Genomic DNA, 27,000 nt, shown 5'->3' with positions numbered 1-27,000 from the left:
TGCCATCAAGCTGAGGCGCGGAAGCAGGTCGCGATGTGGTCGTCGACCATGCCGGTCGCCTGCATCAGCGCGTAGCACGTGGTGGGGCCGAGGAACTTGAAGCCGCGCTTCTTCAGTTCCTTGGCCATCGCCTTGGACTCGTCCGTGATCGCCGGGACGTCCGCGAACGTGGCGGGCCGCACGTGGCCCGCCGGCGCGAACGACCACAGCAGTGCGTCCAGGTCGACGCCCTCCGAGACGATCACCCGCGCGTTGTGGATCGCGGCGTCGATCTTCAGCCGGTTCCGGACGATGCCCGCGTCGGCCATCAGCCGTTCGACGTCGGCGGGACCGAACTTCGCGACCAGCTCGGGGTCGAAGCCGCCGAACGCCGCGCGGAACGCCGGGCGCTTGCGCAGGATCGTGATCCACGACAGCCCGGACTGGAACGCCTCCAGCGACATCCGCTCGTAGAGCTCCGGCGTGCCGTGCAGCTCCACGCCCCACTCGGTGTCGTGGTACTCGGCGTAGTCCGGGGTCGAGTCGCCCCAGGGACAACGGGAGATCAGCTCAAGCCCGGTGCTCACTCGGCTCCAGCTCCTCGAGCTCGCGCACACGCGCCCGCAGCGTCTCGACCTCGGTCGCGAGCCGCTGCAACGCCCAGTCGACCTCGGTCATCTTGTAGCCGCGGAAGACCTGCTGGAACTTCAGCTCGCGGACGTCCTCCGCGGTGATGTCGTCGGACGGCAGCCGCGTGGGCGACGCTCCGGGTGGCAGCGGCGCGAGCTCCTCGCCGCGCCCGAACACCAACGCCGCGAGCAGGAACACCACTGCCGCGACGGCGATCATCACGATCAGGTAGATCAGGGCGTTGGTCACACGACGATCGTGGCACAGCTCAGGCAGCGGCGAGCGAGCAGACCGAGACGAACGATCACGATCCAGGTGATCAGGCTCGCGATGGTCATCGGCAACGACTGCACGAGCCGTGACGCGTCGACGTGCGCGGTGGCCAGGATGATCGCGAGGTTGCCCAGCAGCACCGCGGCGACGGCCAGGAGCGCGATGGTCGCGCCGGCCTTCGCCAGCAGCTTCGTGTCGTACTTGCGAGCCAGGACCCGGCCCAGCACCAGCGCCACCAGCGCGACGCCGGACGCGATGCCACTGGTCAGGTCGTTGGCCTGGGCGACGAACAGGTACCAGGCCGGCGGCCTGGTACCGAAGTCCTGCCACGGCCCGATGAGCAGCATCCGGCCGTACTCCCACGCCATGTGCATCAACGGCAGCACGATCGCGAGCCAGACGAGCGTGCGCGTGCCGTACGCGACGGCCAGTTCGGCCTGGTACTCGTTGGCGATCTCGCGCACCGGCCCGAACTCCTCGACCGCGCGCTCCTGGGCTTCGCGCTCGGTGAGCCCGCGGTCCACGTGCGCCTCGGTGGCGTCGGCGAGGCTGTCGCGGGTCTCGGTGAGCAGCTCGCGGACCTGCTTCTTCGAGCCCCGCAACCGTGAGCCGAGCTCGGTCATGTACCGGTCGACCACGTCCGCGTCCATCACGTCTGCGCCCACTTGCCCCCACCTCCCAGCACCCCGTCGATGACCGTCGTGAACTCGCGCCACGCGTCGCGCTCGGCGTTCAACGCGCGCTGCCCCGCCTGCGTGAGCTCGTAGGTGCGGCGCTTGCGGCCGCCGACCGTGCTCCAGTCGCTGCTGACGTGCCCGGCCCGTTCGAGCCTGCGCAGCGCCGGGTAGACGGTGCCCGTGGGCAGGTCCAGCGCACCCCCGCTGCCCTGCTGCAACGCTTCGATGATCGCGTAGCCGTGCAGCTGCACACCGTCGAGCGTGGCCAGCAGCAACGCGTCGAGGTGGCCGCGTAGCGCGTCGGGCTTCATGCGTAGCGACTCTACCGATGTGCGCCCCGGGAACGGTCCCTGAAATCTTCGGTCAGGGTCAGCCCTGAAATCCCCCTGAGATGCGCTTTCCAGCCTTAATAAGTAGGCCCGCTACACATACCGTCCCTACTCATGAGCGCAGTAGACCTCGCCCGCCTCCAGTTCGCGTCGACCACGTCGTTCCACTTCCTGTTCGTGCTGCTCACGCTGGGTCTGGTGACCCTGCTGGTGGTCATGCAGACGAGGTTCACGATCACCGGCGCGGCCGTGCACGAGCGGATGACGCGGTTCTGGGGCCGGATCTACGTGATCAACTACGCGCTCGGGATCGTCACCGGCATCGTGATGGAGTTCCAGTTCGGGCTGAACTGGTCGGGCCTCGCGACCTACGCCGGTGACGTGTTCGGCGCGCCGCTCGCGATGGAGACGCTGGTCGCGTTCTTCCTGGAGTCGACGTTCCTCGGGCTGTGGATCTTCGGCTGGGGCCGGCTCAACCGCTGGCTGCACCTCGCGTTGCTGTACCTGACGGCGCTGACCGCGTTCGCGTCGGCGTTCTGGATCATGGCGGCGAACGGGTTCCTGCAGAATCCCGTCGGCTACCGGGTCGACGGGAACGTGCTGCGGCTGGACGACTTCGGCGCGCTGCTGACCAACCCGGCCTTCACCTCGGCGCTGACGCACGTGGTCTTCGCGGCGATCACGGCCGGCGGCGTGTTCATGACCGGGATCTCGGCGTACCACTTCATCAAGCGGACGCCCGAGGTCGACTTCTTCCGCCGCTCACTGCGGATGGGCGTGGTCACCACGGCGCTGGCCACCCCGGCGTTGATCGGCGCCGGGTTCGCCCAGTTCCCCGTGATCGCCCGGTACCAGCCGGACAAGACCGAGGCGGCGCCGTGGATCGGCGCACCGCTCGGGTTCATGATCCTCATCGGGATGGGCCTGACGATGATCAGCTGGCTCACGCTGCCGCTGCTCGTGAAGGACGCCGTGATCCGGATGCGCTTTCCGTTGTACCTCATGGTGATCGGCATCCCGTTCCCCTTCGTCGCGGCCATCTTCGGGTGGATGTTCCGGGAGATCGGGCGGCAGCCGTGGCTGATCTACGGCCTGCTGCGCACCGAGGACGCGGTGTCGCATGTGGACGCTTCGCAGATCCTGTTGTCGCTCGTCGTGTTCACATTCCTGTTCCTGGCGCTGGCCTGCGTCGACTGGGCGTTGATCGCGCGTGCGGTCCGTCGCGGTCCGGACGTGGCGCCCGCTCCTGTCTCGCCGATGGTGGTGACGCTCTAATGGAAACTCTCTGGCTGACCGTGCTCGGTGTTCTCACCGTCGGGTACTTCGCTCTGGCCGGCTTCGACTACGGCTCCGGCCTGCTGCTGGCCCTGCCGAGACGATACGTCTCGTCTCATCGCAAACGAGACGAGACGTATCGTCTCGTCACACCGTTCTTCCTGGGCAACGAGGTGTGGCTGGTCGCCGCGATCGGAGTCCTGTTCGCGGCGTTCCCACGCCTCGAAGGCGAGCTGCTCTCCGGCGCACACAGCACGTTCACGCTGCTCCTGGCCGGGCTGGTGCTGTTCATGGCGGCCGTGCAACTGCGGCTCTGGTGGTGGCTGGTGTTCACGGGCGCGCTGATGGTGTCGGTGGGCTGGGGGCTGTTCCTGGCGCACCTGCTGCACGCGCCCTGGCCGGTGGCGCTCGTCATGCCGGTGCTGTTCGCGGTGCACGGCTGGGTGTTCCAGACCCGGCGCTGGAAGCTGTTCCCCGTCACCGCGCTGCTCTGCGCGCTGCCGATCCCGCTGGCGTTCAGCTCGATCGACGTCACCGGTCTCATGGCGCACGACGACACCCTCGGCCTGCTCGCGTGGGTCGCGGTCCCGATCATCCCGCTGGTGGTGCTGGCGCAATGGTCGATCGTCGCCATCTCCTCGCGCTGATCCCGGTCCCGTTCCTGGTGCTCGCCCAGGCCGAGCTCCTGGCGTCGGTGCTGAGCGGCGGAACGGGGATTCTCCTGCTGTGCCTGGTCATCGGCGCACGAGTGCTGGTCTGGTGGGTGCACCGCGAGTGGGCGCACCGGGCCGCCGAACGGACGCGGGCACGGCTGCGGGAAGCGTTCCTGCGCTCGCCCGGCACCAAGGCCGGTGAGGTCGCCACGCTGATCACTCGGGGCGTGCACGACGTGACGCCGTACGTCATCGGGTATCTGCCGCAACAGGTCCTGGCGGTGGCTGTGCCGCTCGCGGTGGTGATCAGGCTGGCGTTCGCGGACCTCACCGCGGCCCTGACGATCCTCGTGACGCTGCCGTTGATCCCCATCTTCGGTGTGCTGGTCGGCGCGCACACCCGCGCACGGACGGCCCGCCAGTGGGACGCGCTGGCCACGCTCGGCGGGCACTTCCTCGACGTGGTCAAGGGAATCGGCACGCTGCGGGCGTTCGGGCGGGCCGAGGCGCAGTCCACGACCGTCCGCACGCTGGCCGCGCGGCACCTGACCGAGACGATGTCGGCGCTTCGGGTCGCGTTCCTGTCGGCGTTCGTGCTGGAACTGGTCGCCACGATGTCGGTGGCGGTGGTCGCCGTGCCGATCGGACTCAGGCTGCTCGACGGCGGAGTGCCGCTGCAGACCGCACTCCTCGTGCTTTTCCTTGCCCCGGAGGCATTCTTGCCGCTCCGGGCCGCAGGGGCGCAGTACCACGCGAGCGCTCAGGGCCGGGAGGTGCTCGCCAAAGTGCCTGCACATCAAGAAACCACGGGTCAGGCGCCGCCGGACCTCGCCCAGGCCGAGATCGTGCTCGACGGCGTGAGCGTCCGCAGCCTGAAGAACTTCTCGCTGCGCATCCGGCCCGGTGACCGGATCGCGCTGGTCGGCCCGAGCGGCGCGGGCAAGAGCACGATCCTCGGGCTGCTGCTGGGTTTCGTGCGGCCCGACCACGGCCGCGTGCTCGTCGGTGGCGTCGACCTGCGGGAGATCGACCACGGGCAGTGGCTGGCAGCGCTGTCGTGGGTGCCGCAACGCCCCACGCTCGTCCCGGCGAACCTCTCGTCCGGCGAGCAGCAGCGGGTCGCGCTGGCCAACGCCCTGGACCGGCGTCAGGCAGGGCTGTTCCTGCTCGACGAACCGACCGCACACCTCGACGCGGAAACGGAGTCCCTAGTGCTGGAGGCAACCCGTGAGTTCACCCGAGGCCGGACCGCGGTGATCGTCGCGCACCGGCCCGCACTGCTCGGCGAGGTCGACAGGGTGGTGGAGGTGTGAAGCTCGCGATCTTCATCGGCACGCTCGCCGAACTCGCCGGCGTCGGTCTCACCGCGACCGCGACCTGGCTGATCATGCGCGCCGCCGAGCACCCGCCGATGCAGGCGCTGACCGTGGCGATCGTCGCGGTCCGCACGCTCGCGCTCGCCAAGGGCGCCCTGCGCTACCTGGAACGCCTGTCCAGCCACAAGGCCGTGCTCAGCGAGGCCGTCGAACTACGGGGCCGGGTCTACGACGACCTCGCGCACCGCAGGCACGTCCCGTCCGGCACGGCGCTGACCCGCATCGTCACGAACGTCGACCAGCACCTCGACACCAGGCTCCGCGCCACCCTCCCGTGGATCACCGCCGCGCTGGTCGGCGCCGTCGTCACGGCCGCCTCGGGCTTCTCGCTGCCGCTGCTCGCCGGTCTGCTGGTCAACCTCGCCCTGCTGCCCTGGCTCGCCGTCCGCAGGCCGCGGGACCTCACCCCGTTGCGCGCCAGGCTGACCGAACAAACCACCGAACTCCTCCACAGCAAAGAAGAACTCATCGCCTACGGCCTGTTCGACGACAAACTCCGCACCGCCACCGAAACCGCGAAAGAGCTGTCCCGCAGCGAACGCACGCGAGATCTGACACCGCTGGCGATCGCCGTCCAGTTCGGCGCGGCACTGCTGATGCTCGCGCAGCACGAACCGGCCTGGCTGGTCATGGCCGCCGTCGCCACGTTCGAGATCACCGTCCCGCTCGCGGCCCTGAGCAGGCCCGTCCCGGAACCCACCGACGAGCCCGAACCGGCCCACGAGCCGGAAACCCTGGAACTGACCGGCAGAACGGCGATCGTCGGCCCGAGCGGTTCGGGCAAGACGACGCTTCTCAACGCCCTCGCGCGGAAACTCGAACCGAGCAGGGGCGCGCTGGCCGACGCCCACGTCTTCCACACCACGGTCCGCACGAACGTCCTGCTGGCCAAACCCGGCGCCACCCAGGAAGAACTCGACAGGGCAGCCGGGATCGCCGAGCTGGACCTCGACTGGGACCGGGTCGTCGGCGAACGCGGCGAGGAGATCTCGGGAGGCCAGCGACAACGCCTGGTCCTCGCCAGGTCGGTGCTGGCGGACCCGGAGGTCCTGCTCCTGGACGAGCCCACCGAGGGCCTCGACCCGGAACAGGCCGACCGCGTGCTCGGCAAGGTCCTGGACAACTGCCAGGGCGCCGCGCTGGTCGTCACCCACCGGGAGGAGCAGCTAGCCCTTTTCGATCACGTGCGTCATCGGGGGCCGATCGGCCACGAGCACGTCGGTCGAGTCGGGTAGCCACTCGCCGCCGACCTGCACGAACTGCGTCAGCGGACCGGATTGCGCCTCGACCCCGCAGCGCGCCAGCGCCGTCCCTATGATCTGCGACGACATCGCGCCGAGCTGCAGCAGAGACCGGTTCCGGTGCTTGCGCACGCCCAGGTTCACCTGCGCCAGCGCGGAAAGCCCGTGCACCCGGTGCACGTCCAGCAGCAGCCCGATCTCCACGCCGTACCCGGCCGCGAACGGCACGGACTCCAGAAAGGACCGGGTGGCCGCGTACTCGCCGCCGAGTGGCTGCACCACACCGGAGAGCTCCGGTCGCAACGTGTTCAGCAACGGCCGCGCGACCAGCTCGGTCACCCGGCCGCCACCGGAGCTCTCCAGCCGCAACGGCCGCCGGTAGAACCCCTTCACCAGGTGCACGCCGCCGTCCAGCAGCAACGGCCCCAGCAACGCCGTGACGAACGCGGTCTCCGGGTCGACCAGGTCGGAGTCCAGGAACACGACCAGGTCCCCGGACGTCGCGGCGAGCGAGCGCCACAGCACCTCGCCCTTGCCCGGCAACGGTTCCAGCCACGGCACGACGTCCTCGCGCAGCACGACGCGCGCCCCGGCGGCGGAGGCGGCCTCCACCGTCCGGTCGGTCGAGCCGGAGTCCATCACCACCAGCTCGTCCACCAGCGTCCCGAGCAACGGCCGGACCACGGAGACGACCTCCCCGACGGTCTCCTCCTCGTTCAGCGCGGGCAGCACGACGGACACGGTCCGGCCGCGTTTCAGCGCCACCAGTTCGGCGGGGGTCCACGACGGCTGCTGCCAGGTGTGCGAGGCGAACCAGGCTTCGACGGAGGGCAGCATCAGGCGAGCGCCCTCAGTGCCCTGGCAGGCGGCCGGGTGCCCGTCACGCTCGCGACCATCTCCACGACCTTCCTCGCCTGCCGCACGTCGGACGCACGAACGGCACGTGCTCCGGACATCGCGGCCACTGTGGCAGCCGCGAGCGTGAAGTCCTCGTCCCCTGCCGGGATCGTCACGACGTCCAACGCCCCGGACAGCGGCGGCAGTTCCAGCTCGCCGTCGAACTCGACCACGTCGGCGCCGGCCTCGACCGCCCCGGCGAGGGCGTCCGCGCTGGTCAGATGCGCAACGACCAGCACGCGGTCTTTCGGCAGCTCAGTGACGCGGAATCGGTTCACACCACCCAGCGTAGACAGTGAGCTGGCTCACAGCCGCTTGCTACTCATGAGTAGCCAACTGCTTTACTCCCCAGTAACAACCCTGTGTGATCTACGTCATGGTCAAGGAGGACCAGAGTGCGACGGTCACTTGTTCTAGTCCTGGTACTCCTCTCCACCCTGCTCGGTGCTCCGGCCGCCCTCGCGGTGGTCCCTGGGCACCAGATCTCGTACCGGTCGATCCCCGGCGTCGGTGGCACCGCTCTGCAGGCCCTCGTCGTCGAGCCGACCGGACTGGGCAACGGCCCTTTCCCGTTGCTCGTCATGCCGTCCAGCTGGGCGGTTCCCAACATCGAGTACGTCGGCGCGGCGGCCAAGCTCGCCAAGCAGTCCGGGTACGTCGTGGTGAGCTACACCAGCCGCGGCTTCTGGGACTCGGGCGGCACGATCGACGTCGCCGGGCCTGAGACCGTCGGTGACGTCAGCAAGGTCATCGACTGGGCCATCGCCAACGCGCGCGCCGACGGCACCAAGGTCGGTGCGGCCGGGATCTCCTACGGTGCCGGGCAGTCGCTGCTGGCCGCGGCGAACGACAAGCGCATCAAGGCCGCGGCGGCGCTGAGCACGTGGACCGACCTGGCCCGCTCGCTCTACCCGAACAGCACGGTCAACAAGCAGGCCGTCGAGGTCCTGCTCGCGGCGGGCAAGGTCACCGGGCGTCCCGGTCCCGTCCTCGTCGAAGCCGAGGACGCCTACCGCGACGGCAGGTTCTGGGAGGTCGTGCCGATCTCCGCCGAACGCTCGGCGGCGTCCAAGATCGCCCAGATCAACGCCAACGGCACCGCGGTCATGCTCGGCAACGCCTGGAACGACGGCATGTTCGCGCCGGGCCAGATCGCGGACTTCTACGGCAGGCTGACCGGCCCGAAGCGGCTGATGCTCTCGCCGGGTGACCACGCCACCGCCGAACTGTTCGGCGCGGCGGGGCTGCCCAACGAGATCTGGGAGTCGGTCGGCCGCTGGTTCGACCGCCACGTCAAGGGCACGGCCAACGGCATCGACGCCGAACAGCCGGTGCAGCTCAAGCCCAACAACGGTGGCACGTGGAAGAAGTTCGGGGCCTGGCCGGACGGCAACGCGGACACCGTGCAGCTCGACGGCAGGAGGATCCACGCCGGCTGGGGCACCGTCGCCGACAGCGGCACGATCCTGCTCTCCGGTGCGCTGCAAGGGTTCCTGAACATCCCGACCGGGGTGTCGCTGCCGTTCGTCGACCGCAACGTCGCGGGCGTGTGGAGCGGGCCGCAGTACCCGACGGGTGCGACGCTCGCCGGCACGCCGAAGCTCAAGCTCCAGGTGACACCGAGTGCGGAGACGACGACGTTGTTCGCGTACCTGTACGAGGTGGGACCGCTGGGCCTCGGTGCGTTGATCACGCACAAGCCCGTCAAGGTGACGGGTGCGGGCCGCACGCAGACGCTCGACGTGGAGCTGGAGCCGACGGTGTGGGACGTCGGCTGGGGCAACCGGCTCGCACTGGTGATCGACACGGTGGACCCGCGTTACCTGACGGAATCGACGCGTGGCTCAACCGTCACCTTCGGACCGTCGAGCCTCACGGTTCCGAAGGCGTAAGAATGTCCGGGTGGACCTCACCCGGGAACAGGTGCTCCTCCACCGGATCCATCAGCACGAACTGGACCGGCGGATCAGCGACGCGACCGAGCTGGCGGTGTTCTCCCTGGGCGTCCAGGACAACACCTCCGGCTCGGCCCTGCTGAGTCTCGCCGCCCGGCTGGACGCACCGTCGACCGAAGACTTCACCGTGACCTGGTCCGTGCGGGGCGCTCCTCACCTGCACCGGGCCGGCGAGCTGAAGGCGTTCGCCCGCGCGCTGTGGCCGTGGAGCGACGCCGACGCCCGTGCCCGCGCCGCACGTCCGAAGGTGGACGACGTGCTGGCGTCCCTGCGGCACATAGCCACCGCCATGAGGTCGATCGTCACGAAGCCGATGGCCAAGGGCGAGGTGAGCAAGGCCCTGACCCCGTTGGCGCCCCAGCAGACGATCGAACCGTGCCGGGGCTGCCAGACCGAGCACGTGAGCGACCCGATCTTCCGCCTCGGCGCGCTGCCGGCGGGTCTCCGGATCATCCCGGAGGAGAAGACCGTGACGTTCGAACGCATCCACGGCTGGCCGGGCGTGCCGCGCAAGACGGCGGGCTTCGACGAGCTGGTGCACCGGTACCTGACATTGCACGGCCCCGCCGGACCGTCCGAAGTGGCCGGTTACTTCGGCACCAGCACCCGCGAGGTCAAGAAGCGGTGGCCGAAGGAGGGCCTGGTCGAGGTCACCGTCGAGGGCGAGAAGGCGTGGCTGCCGGAGGACGTGGAGATCGCCGAAGCCGAACCGCCGGAGATCAGGCTCCTGCCGCCGACCGACCCGTACCTGCAGGCACGCGACCGCGACCTGCTGCTGCCGGACAAGGCCGCGCAGAAGGACATCTTCCGCATCCTCGGCCGGCGCGGGGCGGTCCTGGTGGACGGCGAGATCGCGGGCTCCTGGCAGGGCAGGGTGGTGTCCGGCAAGCGGTTCGAGGTGACGGCGACGCCGTACCGCCCGCTGCCGGACCTCCTGCCGGAGGTCCAGGTCCTGGCGCGGGCGAAGGGGCTAGACGACGCAAGCGTCAAGGGCGACTGACACGTCGTCCGTGACGATCAGCGACTTCAGCGCGGCGTGCGAGACGAAACCCTTGTCCCGCAACTCCGTCAGCCACTCGACGAGTCCCTTGTAGTGGTTGTCGACGTCCAGCAGCACCACGGGCTTGCCGTGCATGCCGAGCACACCGGCCGTCCACACCTCGAAGAACTCCTCGGCGGTGCCGATGCCGCCCGGCAGCGTCAGGAACGCGTCCGCCTTGTCGTCCATCATCTTCTTGCGCTCGCGCATGGTGTCGACGACGTGCAGCTCGGTCGAGTCGCGGTCGGCGATCTCCCTGGTGGCCAGGCCCTTCGGGATGACGCCGTAGGTGTGCGCGCCGCCCGCCCTGGCCTCCCGCGCCACCGCGCCCATCATCGACGTCTGCCCGCCGCCCCAGACGAGGTGCCAGCCGCGTGCCGCGATCTGGCGCCCGACCTCCGCCGCGAGGTCGACATAACTCTGGGGGACGGTGGCGAGGCTTCCGCAGTAAACAGCTACGTACATCGGTCTGGGGTTTCCACTTTTCTCGTTCGAGGGACCAAGGGGCCCGTGACGACGTCCGAGAAGTCGCCCGTGGCCCCTGAACACGGCTTTAGTGCGCGTCCGCCCACGCCTTGTGCGCGTCCTTGACCACGCGCACCGCGTCGTCGATGTCGTCGGTGAGGTGCAGCAGCGCGAGGTCCTTCTCGCCGACCTTGCCGCCCGCGAGCACCGAGCTCTGGATCCAGTCGTAGAGACCCTGCCAGTACTCGGTTCCGAACAGCACGACCGGGAACTTCGTGACCTTCTTCGTCTGCACCAGGGTCAGCGCCTCGAACAGCTCGTCGAGCGTGCCGAATCCACCTGGCAGGCAGATGAACGCCTGCGAGTACTTGATGAACATGGTCTTGCGCACGAAGAAGTAGCGGAAGTTCACGCCGAGGTCGACCCACGGGTTCAGGCCCTGCTCGAACGGCAGCTCGATGCCGAGGCCGATCGAGAAGCCGCCGGCCTCCGAACAACCGCGGTTGACCGCCTCCATCGCGCCGGGGCCACCGCCGGTGATCGCCGCGAACCCGGCCTCGGCCAGCGCCGCGCCCAGGTCGCGCCCGGTCTGGTACTCCGGGTGGTCACGGCCGGTGCGCGCCGATCCGAAGACCGTCACCGCGCTCGGCACCTCGGCCAGCGCGCCGAAGCCCTCGACGAACTCGGCCTGGATCCGCAGCACCCGCCACGGGTCGGTGTGCACCCAGTCCGAAGGGCCGCGGGAATCGAGCAACCGCTGGTCCGTGGTGGTGGTGCGGTCGTCCTTGCGGTCACGCCGCTCCACGACCGGGCCGCGACGCTTCTCCGATGGGCGCTCATCGACGGCGCCGTTCTTCTTCTCTTCCGTCATCACTGAGATTCTAGTGATCAGTTCAACAGAAATCGCTTAAGCACGGCGAAACACTCGGTGATCTGCCGGACCGGCACGTTCTCCTCCTGGGTGTGCGCCAGCGTCGGATCGCCCGGCCCGAAGTTCACCGCGGGCATGCCCAGCGCCGCGAACCGCGCCACGTCCGTCCATCCCAGCTTGGCCACCGGGGTGCCGCCGGCGGCTTCCACGAGCTCCTGTGCGGCGGGGGCGCCCAGGCCCGGCAACGCACCCGCGGCACGGTCCGTGACGGTGACGTCGAAGCCCTCGAAGACCTCGCGCAGGTGCTGTTCGGCCTGCTCCACCGTGCGGTCCGGTGCGAACCGGTGGTTGACCGTGAGCACGGCCTCGTCCGGCACGACGTTGCCCGCGACGCCGCCGCTGATCCTCACGGCCTGCAGGCCCTCGTGGTAGTGGCAGCCGTCGATCTCGGGCTGGCGCGGCACGTAGGCCTCCAGCCTGCGCAGCGCCTCGCCCAGGCCGTGGATCGCGTTGCTCCCCATCCACGCCCTGGCGGTGTGCGCGCGCTTGCCGGACGTGGTGATCTCGATGCGCATCGTGCCCTGGCAGCCGGCCTCGACCGTGCCGTTGGACGGCTCGCAGACGATCGCGAGGTCGCCCGTCAGCCAGTCCTGCTGTTCGCGCTGGATCCTGGTGAGCCCGTTGCGCTCGGCCTCGATCTCCTCGCAGTCGTAGAAGACGAACGTGAGGTCGTGGCGCGCGTCCCGGCTCAGGGCCGCGATCGCGAGCATGACCGCGTCGCCGCCCTTCATGTCGACGGTGCCGCACCCGTGCAGGACGTCGCCCTCGCGGCGGCTCGGGAAGTTCCGGTTGATCGGCACGGTGTCCAGGTGCCCGGCGAGCACCACCCGGCGCTCGCGGCCGAGGTTCGTCCTGGCCAGCACGGCGTTCCCCGACCGGGTGATCTCCAGGTGGGGCGCGTGGAGCTCCAGCGACCTCTGCACGAGGTCCGCGATCTCCGCCTCCTCCCCGGACACGCTGCGCACATCCACCAGCGAGGCCGTCAGGTCGATCGGGTCGGCGAACAGATCAAGGGTGTCGGACACGCGGCTCACCCTACCCACGCGGCTTGGGCGCTGGGCCGTTCAGCCGATACCGTGCTCTGCGTGATCAAGCGCACACTCCTGGTCATCTCCCTGCTGCTCACGGCCACCGGCTGCGGCGAGGCTCCCGCCGCGTGCGACCGGCAGTGCGGCGAGATCCGGACGTTGTTCACCGCGCCGTGCGGCTCGCAGCACAGCTTCACCCCGGCCGACTGCGCCGCGTGGGTCGGTGACGTCAGCACCATGACCCGGCGGCTCGACAGGTCCCTGCAGGGCAAGCAGGTCCAGGAGGACGTCAGCGAGGTCCTGCCCCGCCTGATGACCGCCGTGGGCGACTTCGAGGCGCACCGGTGCGCCGAGGTGCGCGTCGACAACGTGTCCAGCACCGACGCGCGTCAGTCCAAGTGCAACGAGGCCCTCATCGCGACCAGGGGCGACCTGGGCTCGCTGTACTTCTCGGCCGAAGTGCCCGACTGACCCTTAGGACTAGGCTTGGTGGCCGTGAGCACCGCATACGGCATCGGCTTGGCCACTGTGACCCCGGACGGCACCGTCCTCGACACCTGGTACCCGTCCCCCGCGCTCGGCGGGGAGGCAGAGCTGGGGACCGTCCGCGTGTCCTCCGCCGAGATCGCGGGGGCCCTGGGTGAGGCCGCCGCGAAGCTGCTCGGCGAGGACCTGGAGCGCGGCGTCGAGGTCGTCGGCGTCAAGGTCGGCGTCGACCTGGACGCGGCACCGGAGAACACCTACGACATCTGGCTCCGCCTGCACCTGCTCAGCCACCGCCTGGTCAAGCCGCACGGCGCGAACCTCGACGGCATGTTCGGCCTGCTGACGAACGTCGTGTGGACGAACCACGGCCCGTGCGCGGTCGACGGCTTCGAGCAGACCCGCACCCGCCTGCGCGTGCGCGGCCCGGTCACGGTGATCAGCATCGACAAGTTCCCGCGCATGGTCGACTACGTCGTCCCGTCCGGTGTCCGCATCGGCGACGCGGACCGGGTCCGCCTCGGCGCCCACCTGGCGTCCGGCACCACGGTCATGCACGAGGGCTTCGTGAACTTCAACGCCGGCACGCTGGGCAGTTCGATGGTCGAGGGCCGCATCTCCGGCGGCGTCGTGGTCGGCGACGGCTCGGACGTCGGCGGCGGCGCGTCGATCATGGGCACCCTGTCCGGTGGCGGCAAGCAGGTCATCAGCATCGGCGAGCGCTGCCTGCTCGGCGCGAACGCCGGCCTGGGCATCTCGCTCGGCGACGACTGCGTGGTCGAGGCGGGTCTCTACATCACCGCCGGCACGAAGGTGACGCTGCCGGACGGCGAGGTCGTCAAGGCGGTCACTTTGAGCGGACAATCGAACCTGTTGTTCATCCGGGACTCGGTGACCGGCACGGTGAAGGTCAAGCCCCGGAAGGGCACCGGCGTCGAACTGAACGCCGCGTTGCACGCGAACGACTGAGCAACTCGGTGCCGGGGGCCCGGTCTGCGCGGGCAGGCTGGGCCCTCGCCACCCGCAGGGCCGGCTCTAGGAGGTGCACGTGCTGAAACAGCGACTGGAGTTGAACGCTCGCGCCGCGATCGAACGTGCCCTGGAGGGAGCGCAGTCCGAGGACTCCTTCGTGGAGTTCAAGACCCAGTGGCCGATCGACCACGGCAAGGCCGCCCGGCAGATCGCCGCGCTGTGCAACGCCGCGCGCGGGTCGGAGGCCATGTGGATCGTCGGCGTCGACGAGAAGGGCCGGTACGTCAAAGGCGCGCTGGCCGAGGAGCTCTCGAGCTGGTGGCCTCGCGTCGAGAGCCACTTCGACGGCGTGGCACCGGGTCTGACCACCGTCGCGTTCGACTGGGCGCGTGGCCGCACCGTCGTCGTCCTGAGCCTGCAGACCGACAACGCGCCGTATGTGTTCGTCACGAAGAAAGAGCCGTACAGCAGGGAAATCCCGTGGCGCTCCGGTGAACGCACCCGGTCCGCCCGCCGCAGCGAGGTGCTGGAACTGCTGGTGCCCAAGCTGGACATGCCCGGCTGGGAGTTCGTCAGCGCCCGTGCGACGTTGAGCCAGCACTCGCCGACGCTGCGGTTCGAGGGCGACCTCTACCTGGAGACGAACCAGCCGTTGTCGTTGCCGCACCACAGATGCCACTCGTACGCGACGTACGGGCTCGACAGCGAGACGGTCGACCTGGCGTTCAGCTTCCGCACCAACACGCGGGACGTGCGGGCGGTCGAACGCGTCGTGCGCGTCGCGGAACCGGCCGTGCTGCACGTCAGCGCGGACGCCGACGTGGAACTGGACTCGTTCGCCGACCTGTGGGACCTGCACTGGCACCTCGTGCTCGGCCTCGGCCTGAGCGGCGAGGAGATCAGCACGTCCGTGCGGCTCACGACGGATGCCGTGCCACCGAACCAGTTCACCCGCAGGGTCTGGTCGGCTCTCAAGCCCTGAGGTCAGCCGCCGAGGCGCTCGGCCGCCGCGCCGATCCGTTCGTCGGTGGCCGTGAGCGCGACCCGTACGTGCTTCGCGCCCGCCGGTCCGTAGAACGTGCCCGGAGCCGCGAGGATGCCGCGGTCGGCCAGCCACGAGATCGTCTCCCAGGCGTCCTCACCGCGGGTCGACCACAGGTAGAGCCCTGCCTCCGAGTGCGACACGGTGAACCCGGCCGCCTCCAGCGCGGGCTTCAGGACCTCACGCCGGGCCAGGTAGCGGGACCGCTGCTCGGCCACGTGCGCGTCGTCCTCCAGGGCGGCGCGCATGGCCTCCTGCACCGGCCGCGGCACGATCATGCCGGCGTGCTTGCGCAGTTCCAGCAGGCCCGCGACCAGTTCCGGGTCGCCGGTGACGAACCCGGCCCGGTAGCCCGCGAGCGACGACGACTTCGACAGCGAGTGCACGGCGAGCACCCCGTCGAACGAGTCCACAACGGACGGATGCAGCACCGACACCGGTGAGGAGTCCCACGGCAGCGCCAGGTAGCACTCGTCGGACGCCACGACGGCACCGACCGCGCGGGCGGCGGCGACCGCGTCCCGCAGCTGCCCGGCCGACAGCACGCGTCCCGTCGGGTTCGACGGCGAGTTGAGCCACACCAGCTTCGTGCCGGCGGGCGGCAGCTCCCCGTCGGCCAGGCGGACGACCTCGGCTCCCGCCAGCAGCGCGCCCACCTCGTAGGTGGGGTACGCGACGGCGGGCACGGCCACGACGTCACCCGGCCCGACGCCGAGCAGGGTGGGCAGCCACGCCACGAGCTCCTTGGAGCCGATCGTGGGCAGCACCGCCGCCTCCTGGACGCCGACGACCCCGTACCGGCGCTCCACCGCGGCGACGAAGGCCGCGCGCAGCTCAGGAGTGCCGTGGGTGGTCGGGTAGCCGGGAACGTCGGAGACCGACGACAGCGCGGACTGGATCACCGCGGGAACCGGGTCGACAGGCGTGCCGACCGACAGGTCGACCACGCCGCCGGGGTGCTTGCGCGCCTTGGCGGCATGGCCGGCCAGCTGGTCCCACGGGAAGTCCGGCAGCGCCGGGCCCCTGCGTGAAATGATCAATGCCCCTCAGCCTGCGGTGCGAGCACCTTCACGAACTCCGGGTCGGCGCTGACCTTGCCGACCTTCGACGCGCCACCGGGCGAGCCGAGTTCGTTGAAGAAGTCGACGTTCGCCTTGGTGTAGTCCTTCCACTCGTCGGGGACGTCGTCCTCGTAGTAGATGGCTTCCACCGGGCACACGGGTTCGCACGCGCCACAGTCCACACACTCGTCGGGGTGGATGTAGAGCATCCGGTCGCCTTCGTAGATGCAGTCGACGGGGCACTCTTCGATGCACGCCTTGTCGAGCAGATCCACGCACGGCTGGGCGATCACATAAGTCACTGCGCTCTCCAACTTCATCGGTCACACCGCGCAAGCCGGAGAGTACGCGGCACGTACGAGTATCACCCGGTCAGGCTTGCCTTAGCTGCACGGTGTGCCACGTCACAACCCCTGCTTGAAGAATCTCTTCCCAACCTAGCCAGGATGGACGCGTGCACACCGTGGATCACCTGGAATCACTCTGCGCGCGAGCATGGCCCGCCCTGGCAGAAGTTCCGCTTGGAGACTGGTTGATGCGTGCCGCCGCGGGCTTCACCGGCCGCGCCAACAGCACGCTGACCTGCGGTGACCCCGGAATGCCGATTCCGGACGCGTTGAGGGCCGTACAAGGGTTCGCCAGCGGGCACGGGATCAAACCCACCGCACATGTGGTCAACGGCTCACCTCCGGAACCCGCGATCGAGGCCGCCGGCTGGCGGGTCGATCTGGATCATCCGGGCGGTGCCGAGTCACTCGTGATGACCGGACCGCTGGAGAAGTTCGCGGACGGCGTGGCCGAGAGTCGTGATCTTCCCGGATGGTGGGAACTCACGGCCGGATCCGAGGTCTCGCCCGCGCAACGGCACGTGCTGGGCAGCGGGAGCGGCGTCTGCTTCGCGAGCATCACCGACGGGGACACCGTGATCGCGGCTGTGCGCGGCGCCGTGGTCGAGGACGTGCTGCACGTCGCCCGGCTCGCCGTGCGGCCGTCACACCGCCGTCAGGGCCTCGCGAGGCGGCTCATGGGCGAGGTCGCGGGCTGGGGCCTGGAACAGGGCGCCACGACGTGCGCGCTGCAGGTGGCCGAGCACAACGAACCGGCGATCAGGCTGTACGAGGAACTCGGCTGCACCGAGCACCACCGCTACCGCTACTGGATCCCGGCGGGCTCGTAGAGGCCCGGCCGGTTCGCCGCGTTGCGCGCCATCACGGCACCCACGGCCACCGCGCCGGGGAACGCGCCGGCCGCGAGCATCAGCAGCCCGCGCCAGTCCTGCAGCAGCAGGACGGGCGTGCCGGCGTTGGAGCCGGGCTCCAGGTAGCCGAACACCATCAGCGTGAAGAACCAGACCAGCAGCGGCAGCGCGGCGGTCAGGACCCGCTGGGACAGCCCGGCCGCCCACGACACCAGCAGGGGCGTCGTGACACCGGCGACGATGATCATGATCGGGAACGGCCAGGCACCCAGGTCCGGCAGCAGCGTGCCGTCGAAGCGCAGGGGCAGGAACATCGTTTCGAGCACGGCGAGCACCGCTGCCTCGACGCACAGGAGCAGCAGGAAGACGACTCGCCAGCTACCTGTCACCCAGTCCTCCGAACAGATCCGCGGCCGCACCCTCCGGCGAGCCCTTGGCGAGCACGTAGTACTCGGCACCGACCAGCGGCTGCGCGATGTCGTTCGACAACGCGTACCCGCCCTCCCACACACTGACCTGCGTCGAGTGTGCACGCAAAGCGCGGCGCTTGGCCGTCAGGTGCTCCGACACGTCGACAACCGTTGTGATCTCTTCATCCGGCGTCACGGGGAGCTCGCCCGCCTCGGGCAGCCGGAACGCCTCGGGGACGTTCTCCAGCGCGGCCACACCGGCGTTCGTGGCGTCGCGGGACGTCACGGCGTAGAAGACCCGCTCGACCTCGGAGACCTGGGCGCACGCGGCGACCGTGATCTCGTGCGCGCGGATGTGGTCCGGGTGGCCGTAACCGCCGAACGCGTCGTAGCTCACGACGACCTGGGGCTTGACCTCGCGCAGGATTTCGGCCAGCTGGGCGGTCTGGTCGTCGAGCGATCCCTGGACGAACGCGCGCGGCTTGGCGTTGGACGGCACGTCGACCATGCCGGAGTCGCGCCACCGGCCGATGCCGCCGAGGAACCTGTGGTCCGTCACACCGAGTGCGGCGCAGGCCGATCTCAGCTCACCCACCCGGTATCCACCCAGCTGGTCGGCGGCGTCCGCGGCGAGGTTCGCCAGCGCGGGCGGGATGATCTCGCCCTCTTCACCCAGCGTGCAGGTGACGACGGTGACGTGCGCGCCGGCCGAGGCGTAGCGCGCGATGGTGCCGCCGGTCCAGAGACTCTCGTCGTCCGGGTGGGCGTGCACGAAGAGCAACCGTGGTGGGGCAGTCAGCGTCACTGGAAAAGAGTAATGGTTGTGCCTGACGCCCCTCCTCCGGAGGTTGATGAGGGGAGCTTTCATAAACCTGAGGTTTATGAAAGCTCCCCTCATCTCACGAGACCACGCCCTTTAAACGACCGCTCGTTCTTCGGCGAAGTGGCACGCGGACAGCGTTCCTTCCGGCCCACCGCGCCTTTCCAGCTTCGGTTCCTCGGTGGCGCAGATGTCCTGGGCCTTCCAGCACCGCGTGCGGAACCGGCACCCGGACGGCGGGTTGACCGGCGAGGGAACGTCACCGGTCAGCACGATCCGCTGGCGCTTGCGCTCCGCCTTCGGGTCCGGCATCGGCACCGCGGACAGCAACGCCTGCGTGTACGGGTGCATCGGCTTGCCGTAGATGGCCTCGCGCTCGCCCATCTCGATGATCTTGCCGAGGTACATGACCGCGACCCGGTCCGAGATGTGCCGCACCACCGAGAGGTCGTGCGCGACGAACAGGTACGCGAGCCCGAGCCGTTCCTGCAGTTCCTCCAGCAGGTTCACGACACCGGCCTGCACGGAGACGTCCAAAGCGGACACCGGCTCGTCCAGCACCAGGAACTTCGGGTTCAGCGCCAGGGCGCGGGCGATGCCGATGCGCTGCCGCTGACCGCCGGAGAACTCGTGCGCGTACCGGCTGCGGTGCTCGGGGTTCAGGCCCACGAGCTCCATCAGCTCGTTGACCCGCCGCTGCGCAGCGCCCCGATTGTTCGCGCCCTCGACACCGTGGATCACCAGGGGTTCCGCGATGATGTCGTTGACCTGCCACTTGGGGTTCAGCGACGCGTACGGGTCCTGGAAGACGATCTGGATGTCCTTGCGCAGCGGCCGCAACTGCTTGTTGCTCATGGTCGTCAGCTCGCGGCCCTCGAACTTCACCGAGCCCGAGGTCGGCTTGTGCAGCTGCAGGATCGCGCGGCCGGTCGTGGACTTGCCGCAGCCGGACTCGCCGACGAGGCCGAGCGTCTCACCGGGCTGCAGCGCGAACGACACCCCGGACACGGCCTGCACCGTGCCGGTGTTGCGCGGGATGATCCCCTTGCCCCGCACGGGGAACTCCTTGACGAGGTCGGTGACCTCCAGCAGTGGCGCGGTCACTTCGCCTCCTCATCCGTGAGCAAAGACCCGTGCACGGCGGTCACTTCGAGCGACTCGTCGGGGTTGGCCGCGGCGAACGCGGCCGGGTTCTCCACCGTGCCGATCTCGTCGTGCAGGAACAGCTTCTGCGGCGTCTCGATCGTCGCCAGGTGCTCCCAGCGGTGGCACCGCGTCGTGTGGTTCGCGGCGCCGGCCTCCTCCAGCAGCGGTTCCCACTCGTGGCACACGTCGGTGACGAGCGGGCAGCGTGGCGAGAACGAGCAGCCGGTCGGCAGGTTCACCAGCGAGGGCGGCGCGCCCTTGATCGGGGTGAGCCGCTTGCCCAGGGTGGCCGGGTTCGGGACCGACCCCAGAAGCCCCACCGTGTAGGGCATCCGCGGGCGTTCGAAGACGTCGTCGACCGGGCCGGACTCGACCACGGTGCCGCCGTACATCACCTGCACGCGGTTGACCATGCCCGCGACCACGCCGAGGTCGTGCGTGATCATGACGATCGCCGCGTCGGTCTCGGCCTGCAGGCGCAGCATGGTGTCGAGGATCTGCGCCTGCACCGTCACGTCGAGCGCGGTGGTCGGCTCGTCGGCGATGATCACGCTGGGGTCGTTGATGATCGCCATCGCGATGACCACGCGCTGCCGCATGCCGCCGGAGAACTCGTGCGGGTACTGCGCCGCGCGTTTGTCCGGCTGCGGGATGCCGACCAGTTCCAGTGCCTCGACCGCCTTGGCCCACGCCGCCTTCTTGGAGACGTCGTGGTGCGCGCGGTAGGTCTCGGCGAGCTGCCACCCGACGGTGTAGACGGGGTTCAGCGACGTCATCGGGTCCTGGAAGATCATCGAGATGTGCTTGCTGCGGAACGGTTGCATCTGCTTGTAGGTGCGACCGTTCAGCTCCTCGCCGCGGTAGCGGATCGAGCCTTCGATGACCGCGTTCTTGGGCAGCAGGCCCATGATCGCCATGGAGGACACGGACTTGCCGGAGCCCGACTCGCCGACGATGCCCAGCACGTCGCCGGGGTTGAGGTCGAACGAGACGTTGCGCACGGCGCGGACGTCGCCGTCGTCGGTCGGGAAGGTGACCGACAGGTCCTTGACCGAGAGCAGCGGCGCGGTGGTGCCGGAGGGCAGGAAGTCCTCCGTCAGTTCGGGAACACTCATCAGGCACGCACCTTCGTCTGCCTCGGGTCGAACGCGTCGCGCAGGCCGTCACCGATGAAGTTGACGGCCAGGGAGAGCGACACGAGCACGATGAACGGACCCCAGAACAGCCACGGGCGGTTCATGAACTGCCCGTAGTTCTCGAGCACGATGACGCCGAGCGAGGTGTCCGGGGGCTGGACGCCCAGGCCCAGGAACGACAGCGCGGCCTCGGTCAGCACCGCGGCGGCGATCGCCAGCGTGGCGTTCACCGTGATGCTGCCGATCATGTTCGGCACGAGGTGCTTGAAGATGATGCGTGGCGTCGAGGCGCCGCACGCCCGTGCCGCCTCGACGAACTCCCGCTGTGCCAGCGAAAGCGTCTCACCGCGGGTGATGCGGGCGATCGACATCCACGCGAACGCGGCCAGCACCAGCGCGACGACGTACCAGCTGCCGGAGAAGCCCTTGACGACGATCGCGGCGACCGCGATCTGCGGGATGATCAGCAGCAGGTCGACGAGGCGCATCAGCACCGTGTCGATGAAGCCGCGCAGATATCCCGCCAGGGCACCGAAGGTCACGCCGATCGCGGTCGCCAGCGCGGCCACGATCAACGCGATCTGCAGCGAGTAGGCCGTGCCGCGCATGAGCAGCGCGAGCATGTCCTTGCCGACCTGGGTGGTGCCGAGCGGGTGGGTGCCGCTCATCGGCTGGTAGGACTTGCTGGTCACGTCCTCGTAGTCGAAGGTCCAGATGAAGGGACCGACGAACGCGAACAGCACGAGGAAGGCGAAGACGCCGAGGCTCACCATCGCGAGCCGGTGGCGCAGGAAGCGCCGCATCACGAGCTGGCCCTGCGTGCGGGTCTTGGTGGCGTCGAACTCGTGGGAACTGGACTCGGGAGCGCTGTTCACCACGCCGCCCTCGGACGCCAAGTTGATGTTAGCCAAGGCGAATCCTAGGGTCGAGGATGCCGTACACGACGTCGGCGATCAGGTTGAACAGCACGATCAGGGTCGCCGTGACGGCGAGCCAGCCCATCAGCATCGGCGGGTCGAACTGCCGCACGGAGTTGACCAGCAGCGTGCCCATGCCGGCCCAGCCGAACACGGTCTCGGTGATGATCGCGCCGGACAGCACGGCACCGAAGTTCAGCGAGAACAGCGTGGACACCGGGATGAGCGCGTTGCGGAACGCGTGCCTGAAGATCACGCGGCTCTGCGAGATGCCCTTCGCCCGCGCGGTGCGCACGAAGTCCGAGTGCAGGATCTCCAGCATGGAGGCCCGTTCGAACCGGCTGTAGGCGGCGAAGCTGATCAGCATCAGCGCGACCGTCGGCAGCAGGAACGTGCCGGTGTACTTGAAGATCACCTCACCGAAGCTGCCCGTGAAGCCACCCGGCCGGGGGCCGGCGGTGGTGAGCCAGCGGTCCAGCCCCATCGACTCCAGGACGTTGTTGAACTGGATGCCGTAGTTCTTCACGATGACCGCGACGCAGAAGATCGGCATCGAGAACATGAGGAACGCGGTGCTGGTGGCGAGGTAGTCGAAGATCGAGTACTGGCGCACGGCGGCGAGCACGCCGACCGAGACACCCAGTGTGAGGGCGAGGAGCTCGGCGCCGATGACGAGGCGTCCGGTGGTCCACAGCGCGTCGGTGACGGCCGGGAAGACAGCGGTCTTGGCCTGACCGAGGGCGATGCTCTGACCCCAGTCGCCGGACAGGAAGTCGGCGAGCCAGTTCCAGTAGCGGATGAAGACCGGCTTGTCCAAGCCGAGAGCCGCCTCGGCCGCTTTGAGGTCGGCTTCGGTGACGCCGGGCCGGAATCGCATTTCCGCCAAGGGGTTTCCGGCGGTGGCGACGAGGACGTAACAGGCGAAGCTGCCGATCAGCAGGATGGGTATGGAGATCAGCAGCCGTCGGATGATGTAGCGGATCACGGCGAGCTCCTAGGGGGCAACCCGGCTCGGGCGGGGCCGGACTCGTGGTCCGGCCCCGCCCGGTCAGGCGTAGCGCACTTCAGCTAAGACGATTTACTTGGTCTGCCACTCGTTGGCGTTCCAAAGCGCGCCGTAGTAGCTCTGGAAGTACACGCGGTCGAGCCCCTTGAAGGCCCACATGTTCGGCATCTGGAAGAGCGGGAGCGAAGCGTAGGCGTTCGAGATCTCCTCGTCCGCCTTCTGGAAGTACTTGAGCGAGTCCGCGATCGACGTCTGGGACACGGCCGACTTGAGGGCCTCGTCCGCGGCCGGGACGGTCAGGTTCTGCCAGTTCTGGCCACCGCCCGTCTCGTAGATCGACTTCTTGTCGCTCTTGACCGGGCCACCGGACCACGCGAACAGCGCGACGTCGTAGTCGCCCTGGCTCACGCGCTCGTCGAGGAAGTTGGGGTCGGTGTCGTCCTTGATCTCGATACCGGCTTCCTTGCACTGGCCCTGGACCAGCTCGACGGTCTGCTTGCGCCGCGGGATGTCGGTGTGGCTGATCCGGAAGGAGGCACGCACGCCGTCCTTCGCGAACACGCCGTCCGCACCCTGCGTCCAGCCCGCGTCACTGAGGATCTTCTTCGCCGCGGCCGGGTCGCCCTTGGCCTTCTCGGCGTAGAGGTCCTTGTAGCCCTCGTCCTTCGGGAAGAAGATCAGGCTGCCCAGCGGCTTCGCGTCGGCCTGCACCTCGGAGATCAGCTTGTCGATGATGTCCTGGCGCTTGACGCACATGAAGAACGCCTTGCGGATCTCTTCCTTCGAGAGAACCGGGTTCTTCATCTGGATGTCGAAGTGCTCGAACGACAGGCCGGGGCCCGCGCCGAACGTGATGCCCTGGGCGCTGAGGCCCTTCAGCTTCGTCGCCGCGTTCGCGTCCGGCTGGGCCATGGAGTTGACGGCGACCTCGCCGTTCTCCAGCGCCTGCGCCTGCGCGACGGGGTCCGAAACCGCCTTGAGGACGATCTTGGACGGGCCACCGGGCTTGCCGACCCACTTGGGGTTGCGCTCCAGCGTCACCGACTGGTTCGGCTCGAAGGCCGACAGGACGTAGGGGCCCGCACCCGGCATGAGCGCCGCGGTGAAGCCGTTCCACTTCTCGTTCCAGAAGTCGGCGGCCTTCTGGATGTCAGCGGCCGCGCTGTCCTTGTTCAGCTTGGTGATGTCGGCGATGCCGGCGTTCTTCTCCAGGATGTGCGCGGGGAGAACGTCGTTGTTGAACAGGCCGATGAAGTCCGGGTACGGGTCGGCGAACGAGCCGACGAACGTCTGGTCGTCCTTGCACTCACCGGTCATCAGGTCGTACCCGGTGCTGCCGGCCGGCTTGAAGTACTTGCTGCCGTCGGCCTTCTTGGACGAGTTGCTCTGGGTGAACCACGCCATGTAGAAGTCGTCGCAGTCCCAGGCCTCGCCGTCGGACCAGCTGACGCCCTTCTTCAGCTTCCACGTCACGACCTGCGGAGACTTCGAGGTGACCTCGACGCTCTCCATCACGTCCTTGTTGACGCTGTACTTGTTGTTGCCGTTCAGGATGTGCGCACCCGGCTGCGTGAGAACCAGGGCGAACGTGTTGTAGGACTGGTTGGCGTCCTCGGTCGCGTTGTTGTACGCGGTGAACGCCTTGTCCGTCGACACCACGATCTGGTCGCTCTGCTTCGTCTCCGGCGCGGTGTAGCCGTCCGCGGACTCGCCGCGTGCGACAGCCATCTCCGCCACGGTGGCGTCGCCACCGTTCGCGTCGGTGCTCCCACCACCGCCACCACCGCAGGCACCCAGCACGAGAGACGCGCTGGCGACCAGCGCGATCGCCGGAAGTGCTTTGGTTCTCCTCATCGACACGTGCCCTCCTAGCACTGGGCGGCTGTGGCCTGGTCGGCCAGCACGCCCATAACCGTGATGTGCCATACGCGCCCCGAACCGGCACATCGTGGGCAGCACGGTAAGAACCCGTTGAGGCGGCGGTCACTACCTGGGAGGGGGATCGTGACCCAATGGAAACAGGTTGTAGCAGGCCGCAATGGCCCGATTACCGGGCGAATGCGTTCGTTGACCGGGCACACGGAATTCTGTCAACGAGAACGGCCGAACGTAGCAACGCGAAAAGTGCGCGCGCAACGCGATTTCGACCCCTCGACTACTTGTCGAGGCGCCGCCATTCGGGTGCACCGCTGAGCACGCCCGCCAGGGGTGCCCCGGCGTCGACGCCCGAAACCGTGGGAAGAACACCAAGTAGGTCGACTACCTGGAACAACGGCACCGAGACCGCCTGGGCGGCGATCAACGGCTCGACCCTCGCCAGCACGTCGGACACGAGGACCTTGCCGTTGAGGGCGGCCTCGACGTCCGCCTGGATCGCCGGGTCGCAGAAGCCGGCGGCGTTCTGCGGGCTGGGCGTCGCCCCGTCCGGAGCGTTCCCGGCACACCCGAACTCACTCGCGAGCGCCGCCGCCGTGTCCCCCGCGTCGACCCGCGGCACGACAGCGATGTCGACGTCCTTCTCGGTGAGCTGCGTGCTGAAGAGGTCCTCGGCACTCGGCGTGACGACCTCGGAGTCGATCCCGCGTTCCTTCAGCTGGACCTTGATCCGGTTCGCGATGGAGACGTACGGCTCGGACTTCTCGGGCGCGGCGATGCGGAGCTTGAGCGCCTTGCCCTCCTTCTGCCACTCGGCGCCGGCCTTCGAGTAACCGGCCTCGGTCAGCAACTGCTCGCTCGCCGCCGCGTCGAGCGTGTTCCCGTTGATCGTCTTCACGTACCCGGCACGGCTGGGAGGCACCACGTACGAGTCGGCCCGGAACGAGGCACTGGGCCCGCTCTGCGTCCCGGAGGCGATGAGCGCCTCGCGGTCGAGCGCGGCCACGACCGCCTTGCGCGTCTTGACGTCCGCCAGCCGCTCATTCACCGGCCGCAGCAGCACCTGCACGACCTCGTTGCGCGGCACCGGCTTCGTCGTGAGCTTCTCGATCCCCTTGAGCAGGTTCACGTCCGCGGCGTCCGCACGAAGGAGCGCGGCCTGGTTGTCGCCTTTGGACAGTGACTCGGCCATCGCGCTGTGCGTGGCCCTGCGGATGACGACCCGGTCGAGCGTCGTCGGCGTCTCCCAGTACCGATCGCTGCGTTCGAGCACGACCTCGCCACGCGGCTCGTCGAGGCTGCGCACCTGGAAAGGCCCCGCCGTGGCCGGAAACCCGGTGGCGAGCACGTTCGACCACGTACCGGGCGCGTCCTTGAGCAGGTGCGCGGGCAACAGGTTCGAGAAGAGGCTCCGCCACCCCGGGAACGGCTTGCCGAAGACGACCTCGACGACCTTGCCGCCCTCACGGGAGCTGACGTTGTTGACAAGGCGGTAACCCGCCGGATCCACAACACCGGGTTCGGCGCGCATACGCTGCCACAGGTAGTAGAAGTCCTCGGCGGCGATCGGAGCGCTGTCCGACCAGCTGGCGTCCTTGCGAATCGTGTAGGTGACCGTGAACGGCTCGGCCTTGGTGACCTTGGCACTCACCATCAGGTTCCGGTCGAGCTGCGGAGCGCCGTCGTTGCCCGGCCTGAACGGACTGGGCAGCAACAACGAACTCAACGCCGTCGTGATCGGACTCTGCGCGGCGAGGGCGTGCGGGTTGTAACCGCCGGCCACGTCGTCCACACCCACCACGACCTCCGTGACCTTGGGCCCCGTGGTGGTGATGACAGGCGCCTCGGACTTCGGGACCAGGGGCGGAGGCGGCGCGTTGGTGCACGCCGCAGCTGTGCCGCACAGGACGGCAGCAGCAAGCACTCCCCCGAGTCGCCTCATGGTCCTCACATTGCCAGAAGGTTGGTGGTGGCGTTCGGGCAACCCAGGTTTTGTCACCCGCGCCACTTGAGGGACGTGTGGTGGTCGGGACGGGTTGCTCGTTCGGTTAGTAGTACGGCTCACCTGGTCGTGCGGTTCGGGGGTTTGGCTGGTGGTGCTGGGTTCGGTTGGTGCTGGGTGGCGGTGCCGGGCTGGTTGGCCTAGGTGGCGCCGGGCCAGGCCTGGGCTTCGCGCCAGACTGGGC

Annotated in this window: 29 protein-coding genes; 10 read left to right on the top strand and 19 right to left on the bottom strand. The window is 68.8% G+C overall.

Annotation, left to right across the window (positions count from 1 at the left end; all coding sequences use genetic code 11):
- Nucleotides 1-5: 5 nt before the first annotated feature.
- From LX88_RS09845 to LX88_RS09830, 4 genes are read right to left on the bottom strand one after another with little or no spacing between them, the layout of a single operon-like run.
- Nucleotides 6-566 carry a DNA-3-methyladenine glycosylase I gene (locus LX88_RS09845; RefSeq protein ID WP_258947412.1) on the bottom strand — a complete coding sequence of 187 codons (561 nt, stop codon included), beginning with the start codon at nt 564-566 and terminating at the stop codon, nt 6-8.
- A complete protein-coding gene (locus tag LX88_RS09840; protein ID WP_090065655.1) occupies nt 550-858 on the bottom strand; it encodes a DivIVA domain-containing protein in 309 nt (102 codons plus the stop codon). Before LX88_RS09840 ends, LX88_RS09845 begins: the two co-directional genes overlap by 17 nt.
- The gene (locus LX88_RS09835) at nt 855-1,547 is read right to left on the bottom strand and encodes a permease prefix domain 1-containing protein (protein WP_258947411.1); all 693 of its coding nucleotides are present in this window, start codon (nt 1,545-1,547) and stop codon (nt 855-857) included. Before LX88_RS09835 ends, LX88_RS09840 begins: the two co-directional genes overlap by 4 nt.
- Nucleotides 1,532-1,870 carry a PadR family transcriptional regulator gene (locus LX88_RS09830; protein ID WP_258947410.1) on the bottom strand — a complete coding sequence of 113 codons (339 nt, stop codon included), beginning with the start codon at nt 1,868-1,870 and terminating at the stop codon, nt 1,532-1,534. Before LX88_RS09830 ends, LX88_RS09835 begins: the two co-directional genes overlap by 16 nt.
- Before the next feature lie 132 nt (nt 1,871-2,002).
- Between LX88_RS09830 and LX88_RS09825 the strand changes: the two genes are divergently transcribed.
- From LX88_RS09825 to LX88_RS43570, 4 genes are read left to right on the top strand one after another with little or no spacing between them, the layout of a single operon-like run.
- Entirely contained in the window at nt 2,003-3,163 is a 1,161-nt protein-coding gene (locus LX88_RS09825) for a cytochrome ubiquinol oxidase subunit I (protein WP_258947409.1), read from the top strand.
- Nucleotides 3,163-3,810, top strand: a complete 648-nt coding sequence (locus LX88_RS09820) for a cytochrome d ubiquinol oxidase subunit II (RefSeq protein ID WP_258947408.1) — start codon at nt 3,163-3,165, stop codon at nt 3,808-3,810. Before LX88_RS09825 ends, LX88_RS09820 begins: the two co-directional genes overlap by 1 nt.
- Nucleotides 3,780-5,129 (top strand): ABC transporter ATP-binding protein/permease, encoded by a 1,350-nt coding sequence (locus LX88_RS09815; RefSeq protein ID WP_258947407.1) that lies wholly within the window; start codon nt 3,780-3,782, stop codon nt 5,127-5,129. Before LX88_RS09820 ends, LX88_RS09815 begins: the two co-directional genes overlap by 31 nt.
- A complete protein-coding gene (locus LX88_RS43570; RefSeq protein ID WP_308203428.1) occupies nt 5,126-6,427 on the top strand; it encodes an amino acid ABC transporter ATP-binding/permease protein in 1,302 nt (433 codons plus the stop codon). The genes LX88_RS09815 and LX88_RS43570 overlap by 4 nt, the downstream gene beginning before the upstream one ends.
- Here the strand turns inward: LX88_RS43570 and LX88_RS09805 are convergent.
- Together LX88_RS09805 and LX88_RS09800 are read right to left on the bottom strand one after the other, a co-directional pair.
- Entirely contained in the window at nt 6,359-7,270 is a 912-nt protein-coding gene (locus tag LX88_RS09805; RefSeq protein WP_258947406.1) for a glucosyl-3-phosphoglycerate synthase, read from the bottom strand. The genes LX88_RS43570 and LX88_RS09805 overlap by 69 nt on opposite strands.
- Nucleotides 7,270-7,608, bottom strand: coding sequence for a hypothetical protein (locus LX88_RS09800; protein WP_258947405.1), 339 nt, complete (start codon nt 7,606-7,608; stop codon nt 7,270-7,272). The genes LX88_RS09805 and LX88_RS09800 overlap by 1 nt, the downstream gene beginning before the upstream one ends.
- Nucleotides 7,609-7,725: 117 nt before the next feature.
- Between LX88_RS09800 and LX88_RS09795 the strand changes: the two genes are divergently transcribed.
- Together LX88_RS09795 and LX88_RS09790 are read left to right on the top strand one after the other, a co-directional pair.
- A complete protein-coding gene (locus LX88_RS09795; RefSeq protein ID WP_258947404.1) occupies nt 7,726-9,222 on the top strand; it encodes a CocE/NonD family hydrolase in 1,497 nt (498 codons plus the stop codon).
- A 10-nt stretch (nt 9,223-9,232) separates the two neighbouring features.
- The gene (locus tag LX88_RS09790) at nt 9,233-10,285 is read left to right on the top strand and encodes a winged helix DNA-binding domain-containing protein (RefSeq protein ID WP_258947403.1); all 1,053 of its coding nucleotides are present in this window, start codon (nt 9,233-9,235) and stop codon (nt 10,283-10,285) included.
- Here the strand turns inward: LX88_RS09790 and LX88_RS09785 are convergent.
- The 3 genes from LX88_RS09785 to dapE all read right to left on the bottom strand — a co-directional run bounded on the left by LX88_RS09785 (nt 10,256) and on the right by dapE (nt 12,745).
- Nucleotides 10,256-10,789 carry an LOG family protein gene (locus tag LX88_RS09785; protein ID WP_191305496.1) on the bottom strand — a complete coding sequence of 178 codons (534 nt, stop codon included), beginning with the start codon at nt 10,787-10,789 and terminating at the stop codon, nt 10,256-10,258. The two genes, LX88_RS09790 and LX88_RS09785, sit on opposite strands and share 30 nt — an antisense overlap.
- Before the next feature lie 88 nt (nt 10,790-10,877).
- On the bottom strand, nt 10,878-11,660 hold the full coding sequence (locus LX88_RS09780) for an LOG family protein (RefSeq protein ID WP_090065644.1): 783 nt from the start codon (nt 11,658-11,660) through the stop codon (nt 10,878-10,880).
- A gap of 17 nt (nt 11,661-11,677) precedes the next feature.
- Nucleotides 11,678-12,745, bottom strand: a complete 1,068-nt coding sequence (dapE, locus tag LX88_RS09775; protein WP_258947402.1) for a succinyl-diaminopimelate desuccinylase — start codon at nt 12,743-12,745, stop codon at nt 11,678-11,680.
- A 60-nt stretch (nt 12,746-12,805) separates the two neighbouring features.
- On the opposite strand from dapE, the gene LX88_RS09770 reads away from it, so the two are divergent.
- From LX88_RS09770 to LX88_RS09760, 3 genes are all read left to right on the top strand, one after another.
- Nucleotides 12,806-13,219 carry a hypothetical protein gene (locus LX88_RS09770; protein ID WP_258947401.1) on the top strand — a complete coding sequence of 138 codons (414 nt, stop codon included), beginning with the start codon at nt 12,806-12,808 and terminating at the stop codon, nt 13,217-13,219.
- Nucleotides 13,220-13,243: 24 nt separating this feature from the next.
- A complete protein-coding gene (dapD, locus tag LX88_RS09765) occupies nt 13,244-14,200 on the top strand; it encodes a 2,3,4,5-tetrahydropyridine-2,6-dicarboxylate N-succinyltransferase (RefSeq protein ID WP_258947400.1) in 957 nt (318 codons plus the stop codon).
- Nucleotides 14,201-14,279: 79 nt separating this feature from the next.
- A complete protein-coding gene (locus tag LX88_RS09760; protein ID WP_090065641.1) occupies nt 14,280-15,185 on the top strand; it encodes a hypothetical protein in 906 nt (301 codons plus the stop codon).
- A gap of 2 nt (nt 15,186-15,187) precedes the next feature.
- On the opposite strand, the gene dapC is transcribed toward LX88_RS09760, so the two are convergent.
- Both dapC and fdxA read right to left on the bottom strand, forming a co-directional pair.
- Nucleotides 15,188-16,279 carry a succinyldiaminopimelate transaminase gene (gene dapC, locus LX88_RS09755; protein ID WP_258947659.1) on the bottom strand — a complete coding sequence of 364 codons (1,092 nt, stop codon included), beginning with the start codon at nt 16,277-16,279 and terminating at the stop codon, nt 15,188-15,190.
- A gap of 2 nt (nt 16,280-16,281) precedes the next feature.
- Nucleotides 16,282-16,608: a ferredoxin gene (gene fdxA, locus LX88_RS09750; protein ID WP_030480843.1), complete on the bottom strand. Its 327-nt coding sequence runs from the start codon at nt 16,606-16,608 to the stop codon at nt 16,282-16,284.
- 152 nt (nt 16,609-16,760) lie between these two features.
- Here fdxA and LX88_RS09745 point away from each other — a divergent pair, with 152 nt between their 5' ends.
- Nucleotides 16,761-17,483, top strand: a complete 723-nt coding sequence (locus LX88_RS09745; protein WP_258947399.1) for a GNAT family N-acetyltransferase — start codon at nt 16,761-16,763, stop codon at nt 17,481-17,483.
- Here LX88_RS09745 and LX88_RS09740 read toward each other — a convergent pair.
- The 8 genes from LX88_RS09740 to LX88_RS09705 form a co-directional block, all read right to left on the bottom strand.
- Nucleotides 17,459-17,893, bottom strand: a complete 435-nt coding sequence (locus tag LX88_RS09740; protein ID WP_258947398.1) for a hypothetical protein — start codon at nt 17,891-17,893, stop codon at nt 17,459-17,461. The two genes, LX88_RS09745 and LX88_RS09740, sit on opposite strands and share 25 nt — an antisense overlap.
- A complete protein-coding gene (gene mshB, locus LX88_RS09735) occupies nt 17,883-18,719 on the bottom strand; it encodes an N-acetyl-1-D-myo-inositol-2-amino-2-deoxy-alpha-D-glucopyranoside deacetylase (protein ID WP_258947397.1) in 837 nt (278 codons plus the stop codon). The genes LX88_RS09740 and mshB overlap by 11 nt, the downstream gene beginning before the upstream one ends.
- A gap of 111 nt (nt 18,720-18,830) precedes the next feature.
- Nucleotides 18,831-19,838 carry an ABC transporter ATP-binding protein gene (locus LX88_RS09730; RefSeq protein ID WP_258947396.1) on the bottom strand — a complete coding sequence of 336 codons (1,008 nt, stop codon included), beginning with the start codon at nt 19,836-19,838 and terminating at the stop codon, nt 18,831-18,833.
- On the bottom strand, nt 19,835-20,995 hold the full coding sequence (locus tag LX88_RS09725) for an ABC transporter ATP-binding protein (protein ID WP_258947395.1): 1,161 nt from the start codon (nt 20,993-20,995) through the stop codon (nt 19,835-19,837). The genes LX88_RS09730 and LX88_RS09725 overlap by 4 nt, the downstream gene beginning before the upstream one ends.
- Nucleotides 20,995-21,927: an ABC transporter permease gene (locus tag LX88_RS09720; protein WP_307789586.1), complete on the bottom strand. Its 933-nt coding sequence runs from the start codon at nt 21,925-21,927 to the stop codon at nt 20,995-20,997. Before LX88_RS09720 ends, LX88_RS09725 begins: the two co-directional genes overlap by 1 nt.
- Nucleotides 21,920-22,918, bottom strand: a complete 999-nt coding sequence (locus tag LX88_RS09715; RefSeq protein ID WP_258947394.1) for an ABC transporter permease — start codon at nt 22,916-22,918, stop codon at nt 21,920-21,922. The genes LX88_RS09720 and LX88_RS09715 overlap by 8 nt, the downstream gene beginning before the upstream one ends.
- Nucleotides 22,919-23,011: 93 nt before the next feature.
- Nucleotides 23,012-24,793, bottom strand: coding sequence for an ABC transporter family substrate-binding protein (locus LX88_RS09710; protein ID WP_258947393.1), 1,782 nt, complete (start codon nt 24,791-24,793; stop codon nt 23,012-23,014).
- 301 nt (nt 24,794-25,094) lie between these two features.
- Complete coding sequence (locus tag LX88_RS09705; RefSeq protein WP_258947392.1) at nt 25,095-26,756, bottom strand: ABC transporter family substrate-binding protein; 1,662 nt, start codon at nt 26,754-26,756, stop codon at nt 25,095-25,097.
- Between the last annotated feature and the right edge of the window lie 244 nt (nt 26,757-27,000).

The organism is Lentzea californiensis, from assembly GCF_024648825.1.
Classification (GTDB): Bacteria; Actinomycetota; Actinomycetes; order Mycobacteriales; family Pseudonocardiaceae; genus Lentzea; species Lentzea californiensis.
The sequence above is the reverse complement of the archived record's forward strand: the minus strand, read 5'-3'. Positions and strand labels throughout refer to the sequence as shown.

Bases quoted from the DNA above. Each gene is read 5' to 3' on its own strand.
- LX88_RS09710 (WP_258947393.1), bottom strand. From the start codon at position 24,793: ATGAGGAGAACCAAAGCACTTCCGGCGATCGCGCTGGTCGCCAGCGCG.
- LX88_RS09815 (WP_258947407.1), top strand. From the start codon at position 3,780: ATGGTCGATCGTCGCCATCTCCTCGCGCTGATCCCGGTCCCGTTCCTG.
- LX88_RS09785 (WP_191305496.1), bottom strand. From the start codon at position 10,789: ATGTACGTAGCTGTTTACTGCGGAAGCCTCGCCACCGTCCCCCAGAGT.
- LX88_RS09725 (WP_258947395.1), bottom strand. From the start codon at position 20,995: ATGAGTGTTCCCGAACTGACGGAGGACTTCCTGCCCTCCGGCACCACC.
- LX88_RS09825 (WP_258947409.1), top strand. From the start codon at position 2,003: ATGAGCGCAGTAGACCTCGCCCGCCTCCAGTTCGCGTCGACCACGTCG.
- LX88_RS09830 (WP_258947410.1), bottom strand. From the start codon at position 1,870: ATGAAGCCCGACGCGCTACGCGGCCACCTCGACGCGTTGCTGCTGGCC.
- LX88_RS09780 (WP_090065644.1), bottom strand. From the start codon at position 11,660: ATGACGGAAGAGAAGAAGAACGGCGCCGTCGATGAGCGCCCATCGGAG.
- LX88_RS09805 (WP_258947406.1), bottom strand. From the start codon at position 7,270: ATGCTGCCCTCCGTCGAAGCCTGGTTCGCCTCGCACACCTGGCAGCAG.
- LX88_RS09705 (WP_258947392.1), bottom strand. From the start codon at position 26,756: ATGAGGCGACTCGGGGGAGTGCTTGCTGCTGCCGTCCTGTGCGGCACA.
- LX88_RS09820 (WP_258947408.1), top strand. From the start codon at position 3,163: ATGGAAACTCTCTGGCTGACCGTGCTCGGTGTTCTCACCGTCGGGTAC.